General features: G+C 62.0%; 19 protein-coding genes. 11 read left to right on the top strand and 8 right to left on the bottom strand.

The window, feature by feature from the left end; genetic code table 11:
* Window positions 1-52: 52 nt before the first annotated feature.
* Genes ABK249_RS08395 through ABK249_RS08370 form a run of 6 tightly spaced genes read right to left on the bottom strand, consistent with a single transcriptional unit; the run spans window position 53 to window position 6,312 of the window.
* Window positions 53-1,396: an amidase gene (locus ABK249_RS08395; RefSeq protein ID WP_227703425.1), complete on the bottom strand. Its 1,344-nt coding sequence runs from the start codon at window positions 1,394-1,396 to the stop codon at window positions 53-55.
* A 59-nt stretch (window positions 1,397-1,455) separates the two neighbouring features.
* Window positions 1,456-2,829, bottom strand: coding sequence for a dipeptidase (locus ABK249_RS08390; RefSeq protein WP_227703426.1), 1,374 nt, complete (start codon window positions 2,827-2,829; stop codon window positions 1,456-1,458).
* On the bottom strand, window positions 2,826-3,572 hold the full coding sequence (locus tag ABK249_RS08385) for an SDR family NAD(P)-dependent oxidoreductase (RefSeq protein ID WP_227703427.1): 747 nt from the start codon (window positions 3,570-3,572) through the stop codon (window positions 2,826-2,828). Before ABK249_RS08385 ends, ABK249_RS08390 begins: the two co-directional genes overlap by 4 nt.
* Window positions 3,569-4,588 carry a ketopantoate reductase family protein gene (locus ABK249_RS08380; RefSeq protein ID WP_227703428.1) on the bottom strand — a complete coding sequence of 340 codons (1,020 nt, stop codon included), beginning with the start codon at window positions 4,586-4,588 and terminating at the stop codon, window positions 3,569-3,571. Before ABK249_RS08380 ends, ABK249_RS08385 begins: the two co-directional genes overlap by 4 nt.
* Entirely contained in the window at window positions 4,585-5,286 is a 702-nt protein-coding gene (locus tag ABK249_RS08375; protein ID WP_227703429.1) for a creatininase family protein, read from the bottom strand. Before ABK249_RS08375 ends, ABK249_RS08380 begins: the two co-directional genes overlap by 4 nt.
* A gap of 15 nt (window positions 5,287-5,301) precedes the next feature.
* On the bottom strand, window positions 5,302-6,312 hold the full coding sequence (locus ABK249_RS08370; protein ID WP_161784748.1) for a GntR family transcriptional regulator: 1,011 nt from the start codon (window positions 6,310-6,312) through the stop codon (window positions 5,302-5,304).
* 173 nt (window positions 6,313-6,485) lie between these two features.
* On the opposite strand from ABK249_RS08370, the gene ABK249_RS08365 reads away from it, so the two are divergent.
* From ABK249_RS08365 to ABK249_RS08315, 11 genes are all read left to right on the top strand, one after another.
* Entirely contained in the window at window positions 6,486-8,063 is a 1,578-nt protein-coding gene (locus tag ABK249_RS08365) for an ABC transporter substrate-binding protein (RefSeq protein WP_227703430.1), read from the top strand.
* Between the two features lie 73 nt (window positions 8,064-8,136).
* Window positions 8,137-9,075 carry an ABC transporter permease gene (locus ABK249_RS08360; protein WP_227703431.1) on the top strand — a complete coding sequence of 313 codons (939 nt, stop codon included), beginning with the start codon at window positions 8,137-8,139 and terminating at the stop codon, window positions 9,073-9,075.
* Window positions 9,072-9,917: an ABC transporter permease gene (locus ABK249_RS08355; protein ID WP_227703432.1), complete on the top strand. Its 846-nt coding sequence runs from the start codon at window positions 9,072-9,074 to the stop codon at window positions 9,915-9,917. The genes ABK249_RS08360 and ABK249_RS08355 overlap by 4 nt, the downstream gene beginning before the upstream one ends.
* Window positions 9,917-10,954 carry an ABC transporter ATP-binding protein gene (locus tag ABK249_RS08350; RefSeq protein WP_227703433.1) on the top strand — a complete coding sequence of 346 codons (1,038 nt, stop codon included), beginning with the start codon at window positions 9,917-9,919 and terminating at the stop codon, window positions 10,952-10,954. The genes ABK249_RS08355 and ABK249_RS08350 overlap by 1 nt, the downstream gene beginning before the upstream one ends.
* Window positions 10,951-11,988, top strand: coding sequence for an ABC transporter ATP-binding protein (locus ABK249_RS08345; RefSeq protein ID WP_227703434.1), 1,038 nt, complete (start codon window positions 10,951-10,953; stop codon window positions 11,986-11,988). Before ABK249_RS08350 ends, ABK249_RS08345 begins: the two co-directional genes overlap by 4 nt.
* Window positions 11,985-13,499 (top strand): gluzincin family metallopeptidase, encoded by a 1,515-nt coding sequence (locus ABK249_RS08340; RefSeq protein ID WP_348862568.1) that lies wholly within the window; start codon window positions 11,985-11,987, stop codon window positions 13,497-13,499. Before ABK249_RS08345 ends, ABK249_RS08340 begins: the two co-directional genes overlap by 4 nt.
* 302 nt (window positions 13,500-13,801) lie before the next feature.
* Window positions 13,802-14,302: a DUF305 domain-containing protein gene (locus ABK249_RS08335; RefSeq protein ID WP_227703436.1), complete on the top strand. Its 501-nt coding sequence runs from the start codon at window positions 13,802-13,804 to the stop codon at window positions 14,300-14,302.
* Between the two features lie 13 nt (window positions 14,303-14,315).
* Window positions 14,316-15,770 (top strand): YncE family protein, encoded by a 1,455-nt coding sequence (locus ABK249_RS08330; RefSeq protein ID WP_227703437.1) that lies wholly within the window; start codon window positions 14,316-14,318, stop codon window positions 15,768-15,770.
* A gap of 52 nt (window positions 15,771-15,822) precedes the next feature.
* On the top strand, window positions 15,823-16,347 hold the full coding sequence (locus ABK249_RS08325) for a sigma-70 family RNA polymerase sigma factor (protein ID WP_227703438.1): 525 nt from the start codon (window positions 15,823-15,825) through the stop codon (window positions 16,345-16,347).
* On the top strand, window positions 16,344-17,120 hold the full coding sequence (locus ABK249_RS08320; protein ID WP_227703439.1) for an anti-sigma factor family protein: 777 nt from the start codon (window positions 16,344-16,346) through the stop codon (window positions 17,118-17,120). Before ABK249_RS08325 ends, ABK249_RS08320 begins: the two co-directional genes overlap by 4 nt.
* A gap of 196 nt (window positions 17,121-17,316) precedes the next feature.
* On the top strand, window positions 17,317-17,697 hold the full coding sequence (locus ABK249_RS08315) for a COG4315 family predicted lipoprotein (RefSeq protein ID WP_227703440.1): 381 nt from the start codon (window positions 17,317-17,319) through the stop codon (window positions 17,695-17,697).
* Window positions 17,698-18,062: 365 nt separating this feature from the next.
* Here the strand turns inward: ABK249_RS08315 and ABK249_RS08310 are convergent, their stop codons facing one another.
* Together ABK249_RS08310 and ABK249_RS08305 are read right to left on the bottom strand one after the other, a co-directional pair.
* Window positions 18,063-19,064 (bottom strand): ABC transporter ATP-binding protein, encoded by a 1,002-nt coding sequence (locus tag ABK249_RS08310; RefSeq protein WP_227705164.1) that lies wholly within the window; start codon window positions 19,062-19,064, stop codon window positions 18,063-18,065.
* 13 nt (window positions 19,065-19,077) lie between these two features.
* The gene (locus tag ABK249_RS08305) at window positions 19,078-20,046 is read right to left on the bottom strand and encodes an ABC transporter ATP-binding protein (RefSeq protein WP_037148346.1); all 969 of its coding nucleotides are present in this window, start codon (window positions 20,044-20,046) and stop codon (window positions 19,078-19,080) included.
* Window positions 20,047-20,054 lie beyond the last annotated feature (8 nt).

Raw genomic sequence — 20,054 nt, 5'->3', positions numbered from 1 at the left:
ATGCTCCATTGTTCTGCCCCGCAGGATCTGAAGCGGAGCACTCTTAAATTTCTTAAATCACCGGCCGGTGATAGGCGCCGAGCGCCGCCTCAATGGAATGCGCGCCCTGCAGCAGCTTTTCGTCCTCGCCGAGCCTGCCTGTCAATTGAATGCCGAGCGGCAGATGGCCGTCCATGCCGCTTGGAATGCTGACCGAAGGATGCCCGGTCATGTTGGCAAAGCCGCTCGCCAGCATTTCTCCCTCCTCGCCGTCCTCGGTGAATTCCGGATCCTCGACGGGCGCCGGAAAAGGAACGCTCGGGCTGAGCAGCACATCCACATCCGCAAGACACGCTTCGACCGCTTGTCGGAGCTTTGCCTGGAACCGCTGTGCCCTCAGATAGTCGACGGCAGGCGTCTCGAAGCCGGAAATGACCTGCGCCAGCGTCCGCGGCGCATAACCCCGCGGATTTTCGAGATGCAGGTCCGCGTGGATGAGCGACGCCTCCGGCTTGATGATATGGCGCAGCATGGAATTGGCCCGCGACAGCTCGGGAATATCGATCGTCCTGACGATCGCTCCCTTCGTCTCCAGTGTCGCAACGACATCGCGAAGGTTCTGCGCCACCGCCGGCGTGAGTTCGGGGCTGTCGCAATGATAGCTGGCAAGGCCGATCCGCAAGCCGGAAAGCGATGGCGGCGACAGCGCGATATCCCGGCCGGCAAGGCAGCTGAGCATCAACGCCGCATCGGCGACGCTACGCGCCAGCGGCCCGGCGTGGTCGAGGCTCCAGGAAAGCGGAAAGACGCCCTCCGTCGGCACCAGCCCATAGCTCGGCTTCAGTCCGACGATACCGCAATAGGAGGCCGGGATGCGGATCGAGCCGCCGGTATCCGTGCCGACCGAAAGTGGCACGATGCCTGCTGCGACGAGCGCCGCTGAACCGCCACTCGACCCGCCGGAGGTGCGCGCGGGATCATGCGGATTGTTGGTCTGGCCGATGTCGGGATGCGCGATGCCATAGGCATATTCGAGCAGATTGGTCTTGCAGAGGACGATCGCGCCAGCGGCGCGCAGCCGGGCGACGAGCAGGGCATCGTCCACAGCGATTACCGGCTTTCGGACACGGCTTGCAAAACCGGTCGGCATGCCGCGAACGCCGATGATATCCTTGATGGCGACCGGAATGCCGTGAAGCGGTCCCCGATCCTTGCCCGCACGAAGTTCCGCGGCCGCGTGCTCCGCATCGCGCATCGCCTCCTCCGGCATGACGTGGGCGACGGCGTTCAGGCGCGGTTCGAGTGCCTCGAGACGCTCCAGCGCCCGCGAGACCACCTCGACGGGGGAGAGGGAACCGTTCCGGTAGCGGGCGGCAAGCTCCTCCACCCCGAGAAAACCGATATCGTCTTCCGGCATGGGTAGCATCCCTTCCAAGCTCATTCCCCTTTGCCACATCCTTCGCCCCGCGAACGGCATCAGGACGTTTCTGCAAGCCTTCTCAGCAGCATCGTCCAGGCCTTCATGCCGAGCCGGAAATTCTCCAGCCGGAAGAACTCGTTCGGGGCATGGTAATCCTCGTCCGCGGTCGAGAAGGAGAAGAAGATCGACGCACAGCCGAGATGCCTGCGGAAGGCGCTGCCGATCGGGATCGTCGCGCCCATGGCGACGCGCAGCGGCTTTTGGCCGAGCAGTTCGCCCAGCACGTCTTCCGAGACCTTGAGCGCCGGCAGGTCCGGATCGATGAAATCCGCTTCGCTGCCGGGTCCGTGGCGGTGGACTTCGAGCGCAAATCCCTTCGGCAGGCGCTTTTCGAGATGGCGAGTGATCGCGGCAACCACCGCGTCCGGCTTCTGCCCGGCGATCAGCCGGCAGGTGATCTTGACGCTTGCCGAATTCGGGATGACCGTCTTGGTGCCCCTGCCCTGGTAGCCGCCGGAAATGCCGTTGAATTCCAGCGTCGGCTCCAGCCATTGCCGGATTAGCAGTTCCCGGCCGGTCCCGATCGGGGCCGCTCCCGGAACGCCGATCTCACGATAATAGGCATCACTGTCGAAATCCGCCGCCTCGATCGCCGCGACGATGCGCGGATCCGGCGGGCTCGTGCCGTCGAGAAATCCGTCGACGTTGACGCGGCCGTCCGGTCCGTGCATCGACGCCAGCAGCGCTGCAAGCGCCGCGATCGGGTTCGGCGCGCTGCCCCCGTGGCGGCCGGAATGCAGGTCCTTCGCGGCACCGGTCACAGTAACATCGAGCGCGACGAGGCCGCGGCTTGCGACCGTGATCGACGGCCTGTCCGGCCGCCACATCGCACCGTCGGCCGAAAGCACGAGATCGCAACGAAGCTTCTCACGGTACTTTTCAAGGATCGGCTCGAAATGCGGGCTGCCGGATTCCTCCTCGCCCTCGATCAGCACCTTGAGATTGACGGGCAGCCGCCCCTCCTCGCGCATGAAAGCCTCGGCGACGAGGATCGGGATAAGGAGCGGTCCCTTGTCGTCGGAGACGCCGCGGGCATAAAGCCGTCCGTCGCGTTCATCCGGTTCGAAAGGCGCCGTTTTCCACTTGTCGAGCGGATCCGGCGGCTGAACGTCGTAGTGACCGTAGACGAGGAAGGTCGGCAGCGACGGGTCGCTTGCGATCTCGCCGAAGACGGCCGGATGCCCGCCGGTCTCCAGCAATTCGACGCCGGAAAAGCCCGCGCGGGTGAGCCGGTCAGCAACGAAACGCGCGGCCGCCTTGATGCCTTCGGCATAGGCCGGATCGGTGCTGATGCTCGGGATGCGGCAGAAAGCCTTCAGATCCTCAAGAGCGGCCGTATAATTCGCGTCAAGAAAGGCCTCGACGCTCATTTGCCGCCGTCCACGCTGACGATCTGGCCGGAAATCCAGCCGGCATAGTCCGACGCGAAGAACATCACCATGGCGGCGATATCATCGGGCGAGCCGAGGCGCTTCAGCGCGATGTTCTGCAGGAGCCGCGTCTGTCCCTCCTCGCCCATCGCCTCCCATTGCTTTTCCGTCGTGGGGTTGGAGCGCACGAAGCCGGGCGCGACGTTGTTGACGGTGATATTCCAGGGGCCGAGTTCGTGGGCGAGCTGGCGGGTCAGTCCGATCTGGCCGGCCTTGGCGCTGGCATAGGCCTGGATGCCGGTCAGCGAAATGCCGATGCCGGCACCGCTGGAAATGTTGATGATGCGCCCCGCCCGCTTCTTCTTCATCGCCGGCGCCACCGCCTGCGCCATGAAGAAGGCGCCCGAAAGGTTGACGTCGAAGATCGTCTGCCAGTCGCCTTCGGAAATCTCCTCGATCGGCCGGCCGACCTGGCCGCGCACACCGCCGGCATTGTTGACGAGGATATCGACGTCGCCGAAGGCCGGGACGAGCTTCTGCACATCGGCGCGGCTGCCCACATCGAGCACGTGCGCGGACGTGTTCGGGCCGCAGAGTTTTACCGTTTCCTCGAGCCCCGCCGCATTGATGTCGCAGACATGCACCGTTGCTCCGCGGCTTGCGAACCCTTGTGCGATCGCTCGGCCGAAGCCATGCGCCGCGCCGGTGACGATGACTATCCTGCCGTCGAAGGAAATGTTCATGCCGCAGCCCTCGCAAGTTCGTCGATATTGGCCATGTCAAGCGGCCGCTTGCCGTCCTCGATCTCATGGATCATCTCGATGACGCGAGCGGCGAGCGGCGTCGGCACGCAGGATTCCCGGCCGATCTCGACCACCGGAAGCACCTGCGCGTCCACTTCGGTCTTCCGCTTGCGGATTGCCAGATCCCGCCAGATGCCGGAATGGGATTTGGCCGACCTGCGGTTATGCGCCGCCATATCGTCGAAGGACTTGTTGGTCTGTTCCGGCGTCGCGAGCGGCCCGAAGGCTGCGGGGTCGAAGCCGTCGAAGGCCTCTGGCTTGATATTGTTGATGGCCGCGACGGTCGCCACTTCCAGCGCGAGCTTGCGCAGCACCGGCCGGGCGACCGGATTATCGAGCACGTCGGCGATGCTGTCATTGGTGAGCGCCGTGCCGAACAAGAGCGCGCCATAGATCAACTTCCCCCAGAGGAAGCCCCAGATATTGTTGGTGATCAGCGCCTTCGGCTCGAAGGTCTTCATGAGCTGGTAGATGCTTTCGGAGCGGTCCGTGAAACGGCCGTCGAGCTCGCCGATGACGACGGCGCCGCGGCCGCTATATTGCACCACGCCGGGCTCGAAATAATCGGCGCCGAAATTCACGAAACAGCCGATCACCCGGCTATCGCCGGTGATGCGGGCGATCACCCGTTCGTTCAGGCCGTTCTGCGCCGAGACGATGTAACCGTCCGGCGCGAGATGTCTGACCAGCGCCTTCGCCGCCTCTTCCGTGTGATGGGCTTTGACGCAGAGGAAGGTGCGCTTATATTGGCCTTCGAGCTCTTCCGGCAGATAGGCCTTTGCCTTCACCACGTCCTCGAAGATCGGACCGACGATCTTCAGCCCTTTCTCGTTGATCGCGTCCACATGTTCCTTGACGTTGTCGACGAAGATCACCTCTTCGCCGGCCCGGATGAAGGCAGCCCCCAGCGTCCCGCCGATCGCGCCGGCACCCCAGATCAGGACCGGCCCGCTCATGCCCAGTCTCCTTCGAGAAGCGCGCGCGTCTCTTCGATCGCCACGTCCCAGATCGCCTGCATCTCCTCGTCCGGCCGCTCGTAGTAACCGCCGAAATTGCCGTCGCCGAGATAGGTCTTGACGGCCTCCGGCGACATCACCCGCATCCGCGCCGTGTCGATCATGGGCTTGCGCTGCAAGGGTTGCGCGACGCCCTCAAGTCGCGTCCAGGGAAAATTTTCCATCCAGGAAGCGTGCGAGGCGACGGTGTCGGTCTCTTGCACCTTGGCGAAGGTCTTCGGCGCGTTCCACCAGTTGTGAAACTTGACGGCGGTGTCCGGATTATCCGCCATCCATTCCACCGCGAGGCTCCCGGCCGGTTGGTTGCCGCCATGGCCGTTGACGATCAGGATGCGGCGGAAACCCTGCCGCCTCAGCCCGTCGAGGATATCGCGGACGAGACGGACATAGGTTTCCTGGCGGATGCTGATGGTGCCCGGATAGGAAAGGAAATAGGGCGTGATGCCATAGGCCACCACGGGAAAGACCGGAATGCCGAGCGGCGCGGTCGCCTCTGCTGCCACTTTTTCCGACAGGATGGAATCGACGGATAGCGAAAGTCCTGCATGCTGCTCGGTGCTGCCGAGCGGCAGGACTGCTCTGTCGTCAGTCTTCAGATAGGCCTCGATCTGCTGCCAGTTACATTCCGATATTCTCATCTCCGTCTGCCTTCCTTATCCTTGCACATCGATCGGCGCTCGTTTCGCGTCGTCCACGGGCTGCGGCGAGACGCCGGCAGCGCGTATGATCGGCACGATCACCCGCTCGATATCGGCCGTATCGGGCGCATGGCGATATTCGATCGCCGGCACACCTTCTGGAACGTCAGCGAGAATGCTTTCCGCCCCGGAGGCGTAGACGACGACGGTGGCATTCGCGATCACCGCATCGAGGCCCGGCGTATCGAGCACGCCGGCGGCAACCTCCCCCACATGTGGCGCGAAGCGCTGCACGCCGCTCTTCATGATCGGCAGGAATTCAGGGAACCGCGAGATGACGGCGATGCGGGCAAGCGAGTCCAGCGAGGCGAGCGCCCGACGCGTCTCCTCCGACGGCGTGAAGCTGATCGTCACGACCTTCGTATTCGGCACCAGCATCGCCACGTCTCGGTGCCGGTTGGCGATGGTGACGGCGAGGTCGGCGGAATTGGCAAGCGCCTTGATCTTGGCATCCCGCTCCAGGGCCGCGACCGTCACCGGCTCCACGGTGACATCGCGCCCCAGCCGGGCGGCGATGAAACGGGCATAGCTCGCAGTCGCGTCCTGAAACAGACCGATCATGACAATCCTGAGGCGCGGTCCGACGCTGTCGCGGTAGAAGACACGGGCACTGACTAGCGAGACGAGTTCGGTCGGCCGGATGCCGAGCGCCCGGCTTTCGTCGATCAGCTGATCGATATGCCGGCGTAACCCGCTGGCCTCGGTCCTGCCAGCCACCCGCGCCTGCTGGCTGTCGCTGACAAAAGTGCCGGCGCCCGGCCTCGTATCGATGAGGCCTGCAGCTTTCAGATCGGCATAGACCTGGCTTACCGTCATCGGCGCAACACCGATCTTCTCGGCAAGCTCCCGCACCGAAGGCAAGGCTTCCCCAGGTGCCAGTTCCCCGTAGGTGATGCCGTATTCGATAAGCCCCTGAAGCTGCGTGCGCAGCGGCACCGGCAGCTCTCGGTCGATGAAAAATTCCATGAAGCTGTTCGTCATTGTCCGTTATAGTTGAATATAACGATTATCGCTCCACAGAAGGCGTGGTCAAGAACTATCCAACGTTCGGCGCGGAAATTCAGTTGACAGCGTTTCCAGCGCATGAAATCGTTATTACCAACAAGAACAGTTTTCGTAAAATAACCAGGGGAATGGCCATGAAAACAATCGCTAGGGCGGTGTTTACCGCTGCATTTCTTTTGGGAACCAGCATCTCGGCATTCGCCTTGGAACGGGGCGGCACGCTGACCTACGGCCGCTACGCCGACAGCCTTTTTCTCGACCCGGTCCTGAACGACGCCAATGTCGACATCTGGATTCTCTCCAACCTTTACGACACTCTGCTTCTGCCGACGGACGATGGCAAAGGAGTCCAGCCGGGGCTCGCCAGCGAATACAAGCTCGCAGACGACGGCATGAACCTCACGCTGACCTTGCGCGACGGCGTCAGGTTTTCCGACGGCTCGCCCATCACGCCTGCCGATGTCGCATGGTCGCTGAAGCGTGCCGCCAAGAAGGATAACGGCATATGGGGCTTCATGATCGAGTCCATCGACGATGTGACGATCGAAGGCGATAAGTCCATCCTCATCAAGCTCAAACATCCGGACCCAGCCATCCTGGCCGCACTGACCGTCTTCAATACCGCGATCCTGCCGCAGAAGCAGTTCGAGGCTTCGCCGGGCGCAACCGACGAGGAAAAGGCCAAGGCCTTCGCCGAGCATCCGATCGGTTCCGGCCCGTTCGTGCTGAAATCCTGGGATCGCGGCTCCAGCATGAAGCTCGTCCGCAACGAATATTACTGGGCCAAAGGCGAGGACGGCCAGCCGCTGCCCTATCTCGACGGCATCAACTTCGAGCTGATCCCGGATGACGCCACGCGCATTCTGAAACTTACGTCCGGCGAGATCGACGGCGCCGAATTCATCCCCTACTCCCGCGTCAACGAGTTGAAGTCCTCGGGCAACCTCGACATGGAGCTCTTCCCCTCCACACGCGTCGCCTACATCACGCTCAATGTACGCCCGCAGCTCGGCGGCAAGGACAATCCATTGTCCAACCCGAAAGTGCGCCAGGCGATGAATTTTGCCGTCAACAAGGAAGCGATCATCCAGATCGTCACCCACGGCGTCGGCAAACCGCAGACCTCCTATATGTCCACCGCGACGCCGCTGCATGTCGGCGACAAGCCGCTTTATCCTTACGACCTTGACAAGGCGAAGGTCCTCATGAAGGAGGCCGGCTTCGAGGAAGGCTTCTCGACCAGCATCCTCGTGCTCGCCGGCAACCAGGACGAGATCGCCGCCTCGACAGCGCTGCAGCAGATGTGGGCGCAGATCGGCATCAAGCTGGAATTGCAGCAGGTCGACAACCCGACCCGCACACAGCAGTATCGCGACGGCACCTTCGTGATGCGCAATGCCGCCTGGACCGACGACATCGCCGATCCGAACGAGATCACCTCCTACTTCGTCTATTCGAAGACTATCGACGCTCTGCATACCGGATGGAAGAGCGACGAGGCGGACCAGCTCTTCGAAGCCTCGCAGAAGGAGATGGATCCGAAGAAGCGGGCCGAGCAATACGCCCGGATGCAGGAGATCTACAACGCGGAAGGTCCGACCGTGCCGCTCTACGAGACGCCCTATCCGGTGGCGCTCAGCAAGAAGGTTCACGGCTTCCTGCAGATTCCGCTTGGCAACAACATCTTCGCCAAGACCTGGAAAGAGAAATAATTCCGAGCCTGCTTCGCAGGCCTCGCTTTCGAGGCCTGCGGCCTTTTTCCGATAGAAAGTCCGGGAGAGGCTTTTGCCACTTTTCAGTTTCGTTATTCGCCGCCTGCTCCAGATGATACCGACGGTGATCTTCATCCTCATCGTCACCTTCATCCTCGTGCGTCTTCTTCCCGGTGATCCCGCCAGCGCCATGCTCGGCGACCGCGCCCGGGACGCAGACGTGGAGCGGATCAACCGCCAGCTCGGCCTCGACCAACCCGTCGTCGTGCAATTCTTCTATTTCGTGAGGCGCGTCGTCACCGGCGATCTTGGCAATTCGATCGGCCTCAAGGTATCGGTTTCGTCACTGATCCTGCAGCGCCTGCCGGTGACATTGATGCTGACGGGCATGTCGGCTCTGATCGCGCTTGTTCTTGCCGTGCCGCTCGCCTTCGTAGCGGCGTCGAAACGGGAGCGGCTGCCGGACAGCATCATCCGCGGTGCGTTCCAGATGGGGCTCTCCATGCCGGTCTTCTATGTCGGCATCGTCCTTCTCACCGTTTTTGCGGCCCAGCTGAAACTCTTCCCGGTCGGCGGCTATGGCGACACGCTGGGCGACCGGCTCTACCATCTCTTCCTACCGGCATTGACGCTGGCGCTGAGCTTCGCCGCAGTGCTGATGCGCAACCTGCGCGCCTCGATCATCGAGGTGATGAATGCCGAATATGTCGATTTCGCTACGGCCAAAGGCCTGCGCTCGCGGGTCATCCTCTTCCGGCATATCCTACGCAACGCACTGATCTCCACCGTCACCCTCTTCGGCCTGCAAATCGGCACGCTGCTCGGCGGCGCAGTCATCACCGAAACGGTCTTCGCCGTGCCCGGCGCCGGCCGCCTGCTGATCGACAGCATTTACGGCCGCGATTATCCGGTACTGCAGGGGCTGACGATCGCGCTCGCCGTTCTCGTCTCGCTGACCTTTCTGATCACCGATATAGTTCAGGCCTGGCTAGATCCAAGGATTGCCCGATGAGCGCCGCCTGGGCTGCGGCAAGATCCGCCTTTCGCCTGAAGGTGCTGCCGCGATCGCTTGTATCGGGCGGCGTCATTCTCGGCCTCAGCCTTGTCCTGGCGCTTTGGCCTTCTCTTCTGGCACCTTATGATCCGACCGCGTTCGACTACAGCGCATTGCTCGCGCCGCCGAGCTGGGCGCATCCCTTCGGCACAGACAATTTCGGCCGTGACGTGTTCTCGCGCGTTATCCATGCCTATACGATCGACATGCAGATCGCGATCTTCGCAACCATCGGGCCTTTCATTTTCGGCACGATCGTCGGCGCTTTCGTCGGTTATGCCGGTGGCATCTCGGAGGCGATCTTCGGACGCATCGTCGATGCGACGATCACTTTCCCTTTCCTGGTCCTGGTCATTGCCATCGTCTCCGTACTCGGGCCCGGCCTTGGTAACATGTATGTCGCCGTCGGCGTCGTTGGCTGGGTCTTCTATGCCCGGTTGGTGGCGGCCGAGATCAAGGTTCAGAAACGGCTCGATTATGCCGATGCCGGCCGGGTGATGGGCTACACGCCGCTGCGCATCATCTTCCGGCATCTGCTGCCCAACGCGATTACGCCAGCGATCGTCTACTGGATGACTGACATGGCGCTGGCGATCTTGCTCGGCTCCAGCCTTGGTTATCTCGGCCTCGGCGCTCAGCCGCCAGCCGCCGAATGGGGCGTGCAGATCGCCGACGGCAAGAATTTCATGAATACGGCCTGGTGGATTTCAGTCTTCCCGGGCGTGGCAATCGTCCTGACCGGTCTCGGCTTCAGCCTCGCCGGCGACGGGGTCGCAGACCTTCTGAGGGTGCGGCGGTGATGGCGATGTCCGCAAACATGGGGCCGAACGGAAACACCGGCGGAAACGAGAATGCCGGGCTCGTCGTGCGCGGCCTGACCACGACGTTCGATACGCCGCGCGGGCTGGCGATCGCCGCGGCCGATGTCGATTTCGATGTGGCACCGGGCGAGATCGTCGGGCTTGTCGGCGAATCCGGTTCGGGCAAGAGCGTCACGCTGCGTTCCATCATGGGGTTGATCCGCAAGCCGGGACGCACGACCGGCCATGTCGACTGGCGCGGCCGCGATCTCGTTGCCATGTCGGCAGAGGAACTCCGCAGGATCCGTGGCAGCGAGATCGCGATGATCTTCCAGGAACCGATGACGGCGCTCAATCCGGTCCTGCCGGTCGGCATGCAGATCGAAGAGAATCTGATCGCCCATACGACGCTCACCGCCAGACAGCGGCGGTCGCGAGCACTGGAGCTGATGAACATCGTCGGCATTCCCGCCGCCGAACGGCGTCTCGACGAATATCCGCACCAGTTCTCTGGAGGCATGCGGCAGCGCGTGATGATTGCGATTGCGCTCGCCTGTTCGCCGAAGCTTCTGCTCGCCGACGAACCGACGACGGCGCTCGACGTGACGATCCAGGACCAGATCCTCAAACTGCTGCTCGATCTGCGCGACCGGATGGCGATGAGCGTCGTGCTCGTCACCCACGATCTCGGCGTGGTTGCCGCGACCTGCGACCGGATGGCGGTCATGTATGCCGGCCGCATCGTCGAGACGGGCACGGTTGCGGAGGTTTTCGCTCGGCCGCGTCATTCCTATACGCGCGGATTGCTAGGCTCCGTGCCCCGATCCGGCACTTCGCGCACCATGCTGCAATCGATCGAGGGCACGCCGCCGAGCCTCACCAACCTGCCGACCGGCTGCGCCTTTCATCCGCGCTGCAGCTTCGCTACGGATATGTGTCTCAAGGAACGCCCGGTGCTGGAGGCTGTGACCTCGCCAACCCGCACGGTCGCCTGTTTCCACCACGAGCGAGTGGCGGCGGCGGAGGCGATCCTGTGAACGCGACCCTTCCCATTCTTTCGATCGACGGCGTCTCGAAACGGTTTCGCGGCCCTTATTCGCTGATGCGGCGCCTGAAAGGCGAACCGCCACTCATCGTGCACGCACTGAACAACGTGACGCTCGAAGTCCATCGCGGCGAGACGCTCGGCATCGTCGGCGAATCCGGCTGCGGCAAATCCACTCTTGCGCGCTGCCTGGTGCGCCTGCACGAGGCCGATGCCGGGGCGGTGCGCTTCGAGGGCAAGGACATCGCGCTCCTGCGTGGCGACGCACGGCGCGCCTTCAACAGAAGGGTGCAGATGATCTTTCAGGATCCCTACGGCTCGCTCAACCCGCGCATGACCGTATCGCAGATCCTGGGTGAAGCGCTTTTCGTCCACCGGATGCGGTCGAAACCGGAGATACCCGGCCGCATCGCCGAACTGCTGGACCTCGTCCGCCTGCCGCAGGATGCGGCGGCGCGCTACCCGCATGAATTCTCCGGCGGCCAGCGGCAGCGCATCGGCATTGCCCGGGCGCTCGCTGTGGAACCCGATGTGATCGTCGCCGACGAACTCGTCTCAGCGCTCGACGTCTCGGTACAGGCGCAGGTGATCAATCTGCTGCTGCAGCTCCAGTCAAGGCTCCATCTCACTGTTGTCTTCGTCGCTCATGACCTGCGCCTCGTGCGGCATATCTCGCACCGGGTGGCGGTCATGTATCTCGGCCAGGTGATGGAGGTGAACACCTCGGAAGGCCTGTTCACCGCGCCGCGCCACCCCTATTCCAAGGCGCTGCTCGAAGCCGCGCCCGAGCTCGACCCGGGCCAGCGCAATCGCAAGGTCGCGTTGCGCGGCGAACTGCCGAGCCCGCTCAACCTGCCGCCCGGCTGTCCCTTCGCAGGCCGCTGTCCGAATGTCTTCGACCGCTGCCGCACCGAGCGGCCGCTTCTTTCGCCCCGCGGCCGCGGTCAGTTCGCCGCCTGCCATCTGACCGATTTCGGCACGCCGGCGCCAAACGCAAACGATCCAACAGGACTATTGCTTCCATGAGCTACGCAGCCTTCAAAAGCGAGGTCGCCAAGTTCAACGACATCCTTTGCGCAGTGAACCTGCTGACCTGGGATTCGCGGGTGATGATGCCGCCGGGCGGCGTCGATGCGCGTGGCAAGCAGATCGCGACCCTGATCGGCCTCGCCCGGGATATCGCGACCGGCGACGGTTTGCAGCGAGCAATCGAGGAGGCCCGCGCAGAGCTTTCCGGCGTCGCTCCCGGTGATATCCGCCTTCTTGCCGTCGAACAGGCGGCCGATGCAATCGGCACGCTTTCCCGCATCCCGGCATCGCTCGTCGGCGCCGCGGCGGAACTCAAGACCGTCTCCCAGGCGGCCTGGAGCAAGGCGCGAGCCGCCAACGACTTCGCGGCCTTCGCCCCGATGCTTGAACGCACGATGGATATGCAGCGCGAAATCGCCTCGGCGATCGGCTATGACGATCATCCCTATGACGCGCTGGTCGCGACCTACGAGCCGGGCATGACTTGGAATCGCCTGCGTGGTCTTTACGGAGAATTGCGCGAAGCCCTTCTGCCCCTGCTCGCCGAGGTGAAAGAAGCGAATGTCCGTGCCGAAATCCTCGACCGAGCATATCCGGTCGACAGGCAGCGGGCCTTTTCGAGCTTGATCTCCTCCCGCTTTGGTTATGATTTCAACCGCGGCCGCCTCGACGACACCGTCCATCCTTTCGAAATCTCCTTCACCCGCTCCGACGTGCGCATCACCGGCCGTTTTCGCGAAACCTGGTTGCCGGGCGGGCTCTTCGCCGTCTGGCACGAGGCCGGCCACGGCATGTATGAACAGGGCATTCCCGAAGAGTTCTCGCGTTCGGTCTTCGCCACCGATTTCGTCAATCTCTATGCCGTCGGCGGGGCGAGTTTCGGCACGCACGAATCCCAGTCGCGCCTTTGGGAAAACCGCATCGGCCGCTCGCGGCGCTTCTGGGAACTGAACTTTGCCGACCTCAGGAAGACCTTCCCCGACCAGCTTTCGGATGTCTCGGCCGAAGACTTCTGGCGCGCCGTCAACGCGGCGCGTCCCGGTTTCATTCGCGTCGAGGCGGACGAACTGACCTACGATTTCCACATCATGCTGCGCTCGGAAATCGAGGCGGGATTGATGACGGGCGAGATCCGCGTCGCCGACCTGCCGTCCATATGGCGCGAGAGGATCAAGGTCTATCTCGGCCTTGATGTGCCGAGCGATACACTCGGCGTCTTGCAGGATGTGCACTGGTCGGCTGGCATGGTCGGGTCATTCCCGACCTACACGATCGGCAACATCATGTCCTCGCAGTTCTTCGCAGCCGCCCGCAAAGAGACCGCGGTGGAACTCGGGCTCGAAGCGGGCGACTACCTGCCGCTGAAGACATGGCTGAACGACAACGTCCATCAGTTCGGCCGTTCAAAGAGCCCGAGCCAGCTGCTGATGGATGCGACCGGTTCCGATCTGTCGACGGCAGCTTATATCGCCGACCTCGCGCACAAGGTGGAAGAGTTAACGGAATAACGGCAGCAGGCAGGAACAACCGATCGCCGCGCCGGCCTGTTTCGCCGCGCCTTGATCATGACCTCTGCACGCGGCGCGATCAGATTGCTTGGCCTCCGACATCTCGGGCCATCGGGGTCACGGCTGACCGACCGCAAGTCCAAGAGAAAACCGGTTTCACCAATGCATATGCGTGGGAGCAAAGATGCGCCATGGCTGCTACCGTCGAAACGAACCCATGAAAAAGATCCCGTCGGTGGGAATAATCTGAAAAGCACGATGTCTACCCTCCTGAACTCTTCGAGAAGGATCAGGAGACAACAATGACTCACTGCTTTTGCAGCACCCGCGTTCTTGCGACGACATCCCTCCTCGCCGTCATTTCCGTATCGGCCTTTGCCCATGATGCGCCGGCTCATCACCACGAAGCCGCGGCTGGAACGGCGGACGAAAGTCCGTTCCTGCAGGAAAACGACGCCGCGATGGTGAAAATGATGAACGATATGGCAGTCAAGCCGACCGGCGATGTGGATCGCGACTTCGTCGAGATGATGATCCCCCATCACCAGGGCGCTATCGACATGGCCGTCGCGTATCTGCGCTACGGCAATAACGAGCAGCTAAAGCGCCTCGCGCAGGAAATCATCGTCGATCAGCAGCAGGAAATCGCCGCCATGCGTATTGCAGTTGGCGATCCGTTGCCTGCATCCGATGCCGTACCGACGCAGGTCAAATCAGGTGGGGCAAAGACAACACAAAGTTCCGAAGAAGAGACATCATCAAGGGCCCCGACCATCCAGATGATGATGAAACCGGCCAACTGAAAAGGACCGAGATATGAGAACCAACCTGAAGATCTTTGCTTTGCTTGCAAGCACCATGCTTCTACCCATGGCAGCCTTTGCCGGTCAGGCGCCCGGCCTCGCCTCCGATCCGGACATTCCGATCAGCCACAAGGATCGCATCTATGCCGCGGAGCAATTCTCCAACACGGTTTCGGTATCCGATCCGGTCGACAACAAGCTGCTCGGCGTCATCAAGCTCGGCGATCCGCAGCCCGGCAACCTGAGCCCGCTCTACAAGGGGCAGGTCCTCGTCCACGGCATGGGCTTCTCGCCCGATCACAAGACGCTTGCCGTCGTCTCGATCGGTTCCAACTCGGTCACCTTCATCGATACCGCGACCAACGCCGTCAAGCACACGACCTATGTTGGTCGCTCGCCGCACGAGGCCTTCTACACGCCCGATGGCAAGGAGGTTTGGGTCACGGTGCGGGGCGAGGATTATATTTCTGTCATCGACGCGAACACGTTCGAAGAAAAGACCCGCATCAAGGTTGCTCCAGGCCCCGGCATGCAGATCTTCTCGCCGGATGGCAAATACGGCTACATCTGCTCGTCCTTCAATCCGGACGTCGCAGTCGTCACTGTCGCCGACCACAAGATCGTCGGCCACGTGAAGCAGGAAAGCCCCTTTTGCCCCAACATTGCCGCCTCGGCCGACGGCAAGCAGGTCTGGTTCACGCTGAAGGATATCGGCAAGACACAGGTCTTCAATGCCGAGGCCCCCTTCGATCTTGTCAAGACCATCGATACCGGACCGATTACCAACCACGTCAACCTCGTTATCAACAAGAACGGCAGCTTTGCGTATGTAACCGTCGGTGGCTTGAACGAAGTGAAAGTGTTCCGCACGGACAATTTCGAGCAGGTCGCGACGATCCCGGTCGGCAATCTGCCGCACGGCATCTGGCCGTCGGGCGATGGCACGCGCGTCTATGTCGGCCTCGAAAACGCCGATCAGTTCGCCGTCATCGACACGCTGAAGAGCAAGGTCATCGCCAATATTCCGATCGGTCAGGCGCCGCAGGCGGTCGCCTATGTCCCGAATGCTGTTCCCGAAGGCGACGGAATGCAAAACCTCGTGCCGCTCGGCGCTGCCGGAGACGCCGCTCACCTGAAGCTTGCAGCCACGGGAGACAAAGACAAAAAGCAGTCGACGAGCGTTACCCTGTTCAATCAGGGGCTGACGCAGGTGCTGCAGGCTGCCGTCGCCGGCCTTGATCCCAAGAAACCCTACGTCCTTGCTCTTTCCGACAAGCCCGATGGCAGCGGTCAACTCCAGGGATTGGCGACGTTCATGACCAATCCTGCCGGTTCGGCCATCGTCAACGCGGTCGGTCCGATCCGACAGATCGTCGAGGCCAGGCACAAGGACGAGAAGCGATATCTCGTCGTCGCGACCTCGGCCGATGGCAAGCCCGGCGAGGTTGTGCAGGTCCAGGCGGAGTAAGTATAGTGGCCCGCCCGTTCGAGGCGGGCCATCCACCGGCAACAGGTGCGTTATGGATGATCTCCTCTCTCAAGTCGAACCGATGATCCCGGCGCTGCGGCGCTATGCCCGCGGTCTCATCCACGACGCGGTTGCAGCTGACGATCTCGTACAGGACTGCCTTGAACGGGTGATTTCTCATTGGCACCGGCGCCGAAACGATGATGCCCGCACCTGGGTGTTCGCGATCCTGCACAATCTTGCGGTCAATCGCCTCAGACAGGCCTCCAGGCGCGGAGAGCATGTCAGGATCGACGACATTGGCGAGGGTTTTATAGCGCACAACCCGACGCAAGAAGACGGACTTACGAAGGCGGACGTCATGGCGGCGGTTCAGCGATTGCCGGAAGAACAGCGCAGCGTACTTCTGCTGGTCTCGGTCGAGGACCTGTCCTATGCCCAGGTCGCCGAAGTGCTGGCGATCCCCATCGGGACCGTCATGTCTCGGCTGTCGCGAGGACGCGAGCGCCTGCGGCAGATCTTGGAGGATCCTGCGAGCGTCGCTAGACCAGGTTCGCATCTGCGGAGAGTGAAATGACTGACAGGCCAATCACAGAAGATGACCTTCACGCCTATGTAGACGGTCGGCTCGACGATGCCCGCAGTGCCGAGGTCGCGATCTATCTCGAAAGGCACCCGGATGTCGCCAACCGTTTTGCCTCCTATTCTGCCCAGCGCACCACTTTACGCTCCGTATTCGATCCTGTCACCGAAGAGCCAATCCCCATCAGTCTCAATCTCAATCATATGATCGCCGCGCAACGACAGAACCGTGTCTCCGCCCTGAGGCTTGCGGCAGCGGCCATCGTGCTCCTGTTCGCAGGCGGCTCCGGTGGCTGGTACATGCACGGTATGATGACCCATCCCACCGAAGGTGTGGTCGCCCTTGCCCGGGAAGCCTCTGACAGTTTCGCCACCTATGCAGCCGACAGGATCAGGCCGGTCGAGCTACGGGCCGAAAACATGGTCGAGCTGGTCGATTGGGCGACCGAGCGGATGGGACAGAAGCCTGTCCTGCCGGACTTATCCAAATCCGGATACCGGCTGATGGGCGGCCGCGTCGTCTCCACGCCTCACGGTGCCGGCCTGATGCTGATGTATGACAACGATCATGGCACGCGCCTTGTCATGTTGACGAGGCCTATGGTGGTGGATCAGACGCGAACGATGACGCCGCACTCTCAAGGCAAGGTTGACGGCTGGAGCTGGGCGTCGAATGGGATGGGCTATAGTCTCGTTGGCTCTCTTCCTTCGGAGGCCTTGCACCCCGTTGCCGACGAGATTCGCAAGCAGGTTCTGGGCGAGGCTTGATCGTCTGCTGGCCGCTTTCAATACAAGACCAACCCCGGGCGAGATAGTTTCGCCCGGGGTCTACCTGCATGCGGCGAATGGCTCATCCTTTTGTTTTTACTACAATTATCGACCGTACGAGGGAATAAAATCGCCGCGTCATGTGTCTTATGGTCGGCATCGCAAGAACGCATGTCAGAACCTTAGGAGACACACGATGAAGTCCATGAAATTCCTGTCGGCGTTTGCCGTCGCCGCATTCGCCGCCACGGCCGCCCTGGCTGCCCCGTCGGTCACCAGTGTCGATACCGCCAAGGGCAAAGTCCTTGCCGGCGAGAAGGGCAAGAGCCTTTACACCTTCAGGAACGACAAGAAGGATGTCTCCAATTGCTATGGCGATTGCGAGAAGAATTGGCCGCCATTGTTTGCTGAGGCGAGCGCCAAGGCTGGTCACGGCTATTCGATCGTCACCCGGAAGGACGGCAAGAAGCAGTGGGCGAAGGATGGCATGCCGCTTTATTACTGGGTCAAGGATATGAAGCAGGGCGATGTCACCGGCGACGGCGTTCTTGGCGTCTGGGATCTCGCCCGTCCTTGAATCTTGTCGCGTGAAGACATCCGCACCCGAAGTTTCGAGGGCCATGTTCTGGCCCTCGTTTCCCGCTCGGGCACTATTGGCGACGCCCCGCCCGATATGATGCTCGACCGACGAGCTGCTTCAGGCCTGCATCGAAAAGGTGCCGGCCTCCGCAAGCGAATACCGCCCATAGTCGAAGTCAGCCGCCTCGGGCAGGAGCGCGGTGCGATCGCCATTTCCACCGCATCTCCCGCGACACCGTGAAGTTTCGGAAAGATCTGAAGGATTTAAAAGGCTATATTCGCGTTGCCCACTGGGCATGCCCTCCACGCAGTTTGCGCAACGCGATGGAATCGCCGTTGGCTCAAACGCCTGGGCGGCTGCAGCTAGATCTCGCCTGAGGCTGAGCAACACTCGATGTTCAGGCATGCGTGAACGTGGCCCGGCACGATCTGTCGCAGCTCGGGCCGGACGCGACTGCAGTGTTCGGTGGCGATCGGACAGCGTGGATGAAAATGGCAGCCGAAGGGTGGATGGAGCGGTGAAGGTATTTCGCCCTGGATCGGCATGAACCGGCGGCGTTGCAGCGAAATCTTGGGCATGCCGTCGAGCAGCATACGCGTATAGGGATGCGTCGGCGAGGCGAAGAGCTGCTTCGTTTCGGCGAGCTCCACGATGCGGCCGAGATACATCACCGCAACCCGGTCGCAGAGATGGCGGATGACGCCGAGATCATGGCTGATGAAGATCATCGCAAGGCCGCTGTCACGCTTGATGTCCATCAACAGGTTGATGATCTGCGCCTGCACCGAGACGTCGAGAGCCGCAACCGCTTCGTCGCAGATCAGCATGTGGGGCTTGACCGCAAGCGCCCGGGCGATGCCGACGCGCTGGCGCTGGCCGCCGGAAAACTGGTGCGGATAGCGATTGATGCTGTCGGCAGGCAGGCCGACGCGGGCGAGAATGTCCACGACATAGTCTTTTGCCTTCGAACGCGGCACTAGTCTGTGCAACACCGCTGCCTCGCCGACGATCTCCCCTACCCTCAGGCGCGGATTGAGGGAGGAAAGCGGGTCCTGGAAGACCATCTGGATCTTCAGCGCGTCGCGTTTGCGGGCCAAGAAGCTGTCATAGGCTTCGCCACGGAAGCACCGCTCGCCGGAAGAGGCCGGCAGAATACCGGCGATCATCCGCGCCAACGTCGATTTCCCGCAGCCGGACTCACCGACCACGCCGAGCGTCTCGCCTTCGCGCAGGGTCAGCGAGACGTTGTCGACGGCCCGCAGCACCGTTGGCTGCCGATCACGGAGAAAATGATTGGCAAATTCACGAATTGGGCTGCCTGCGACGGAGAAGCTGCGCGAAAGGCCCTTTGCCTCGAAGATCATCTCGTTCAAGTGGTCAGTCCTCGAATGGATGGTAGCACCAGATGCGGTGCGTGCCGGACAGTTGGGTCGCCGGTACCGGCTCGCCGCAGATTTCCGTCGCCCGTTCGCAGCGGCTGGTGAAGGGACAGCCTTTTCCGAGCGCAAGCAGCGAGGGCATGTTGCCGGGAATCTGCTTCAGCTTCTCTCCCGGCGTGTTGCGCGAAGGAACGGAATCAAGAAGCTTGCGCGTATAGGGATGACGGGCGGAACCGATGATCTCCTGCGTCGTGCCGATCTCCATCATCGCCCCCGCATACATGACCATGATCCGGTCGGCGAGTTCCGAAAGCGTCGACAGATCGTGGGTGATCCAAATCATGCCGAGGCCGCGCTCGTCGATCTGCCGGCGGATCTGATAGATGATCTGCGCCTGGATCGTCACATCGAGCGCCGTCGTCGGCTCGTCGGCGATAATCAGATCCGGCCCGAGAAGAAGCGCGATAGCAATGACGACACGCTGGCGCATACCGCCCGACATTTCGTGCGGATAGGCATTCAAGCGCTCCTCCGGCGACGGAATGCCGACGGCCTTCAGCGCCTCGATGCAACGATCATGCATGTTCCGGCGAGAACCATCCTCATGCGCGCCGATTGCCTCGTACATCTGGTCGCGCACCCGCATCAAAGGGTTGAGCGTCATCAACGGGTTCTGGAAGATCATGGCGATCCTCCGGCCGCGATAGCGGCGCATCTCCTCGAAATCGAGGGTCGTCAGTTCCTCGCCATTAAGGGTGATCGAGCCGGAAACGATGCGGCCCGGCTCGTCGACCTGGCCCATGATCGACATGCCGGTAACCGATTTGCCCGAGCCGGATTCTCCGACGATGCCAAGCACCTCGCCACGAGTAAGATCAAAGGAAATATCGCGCACGGATTTGACCATGCCCTGGCGGGTGAAGAACCAGGTGTTGAGGCCGTCGACTTGGAAAAAGGGTTCACTCATTCGCGCGG

The organism is Neorhizobium phenanthreniclasticum, from assembly GCF_040066075.1.
Lineage (GTDB): Bacteria > Pseudomonadota > Alphaproteobacteria > Rhizobiales > Rhizobiaceae > Neorhizobium > Neorhizobium petrolearium.
The sequence above is the reverse complement of the archived record's forward strand: the minus strand, read 5'-3'. Positions and strand labels throughout refer to the sequence as shown.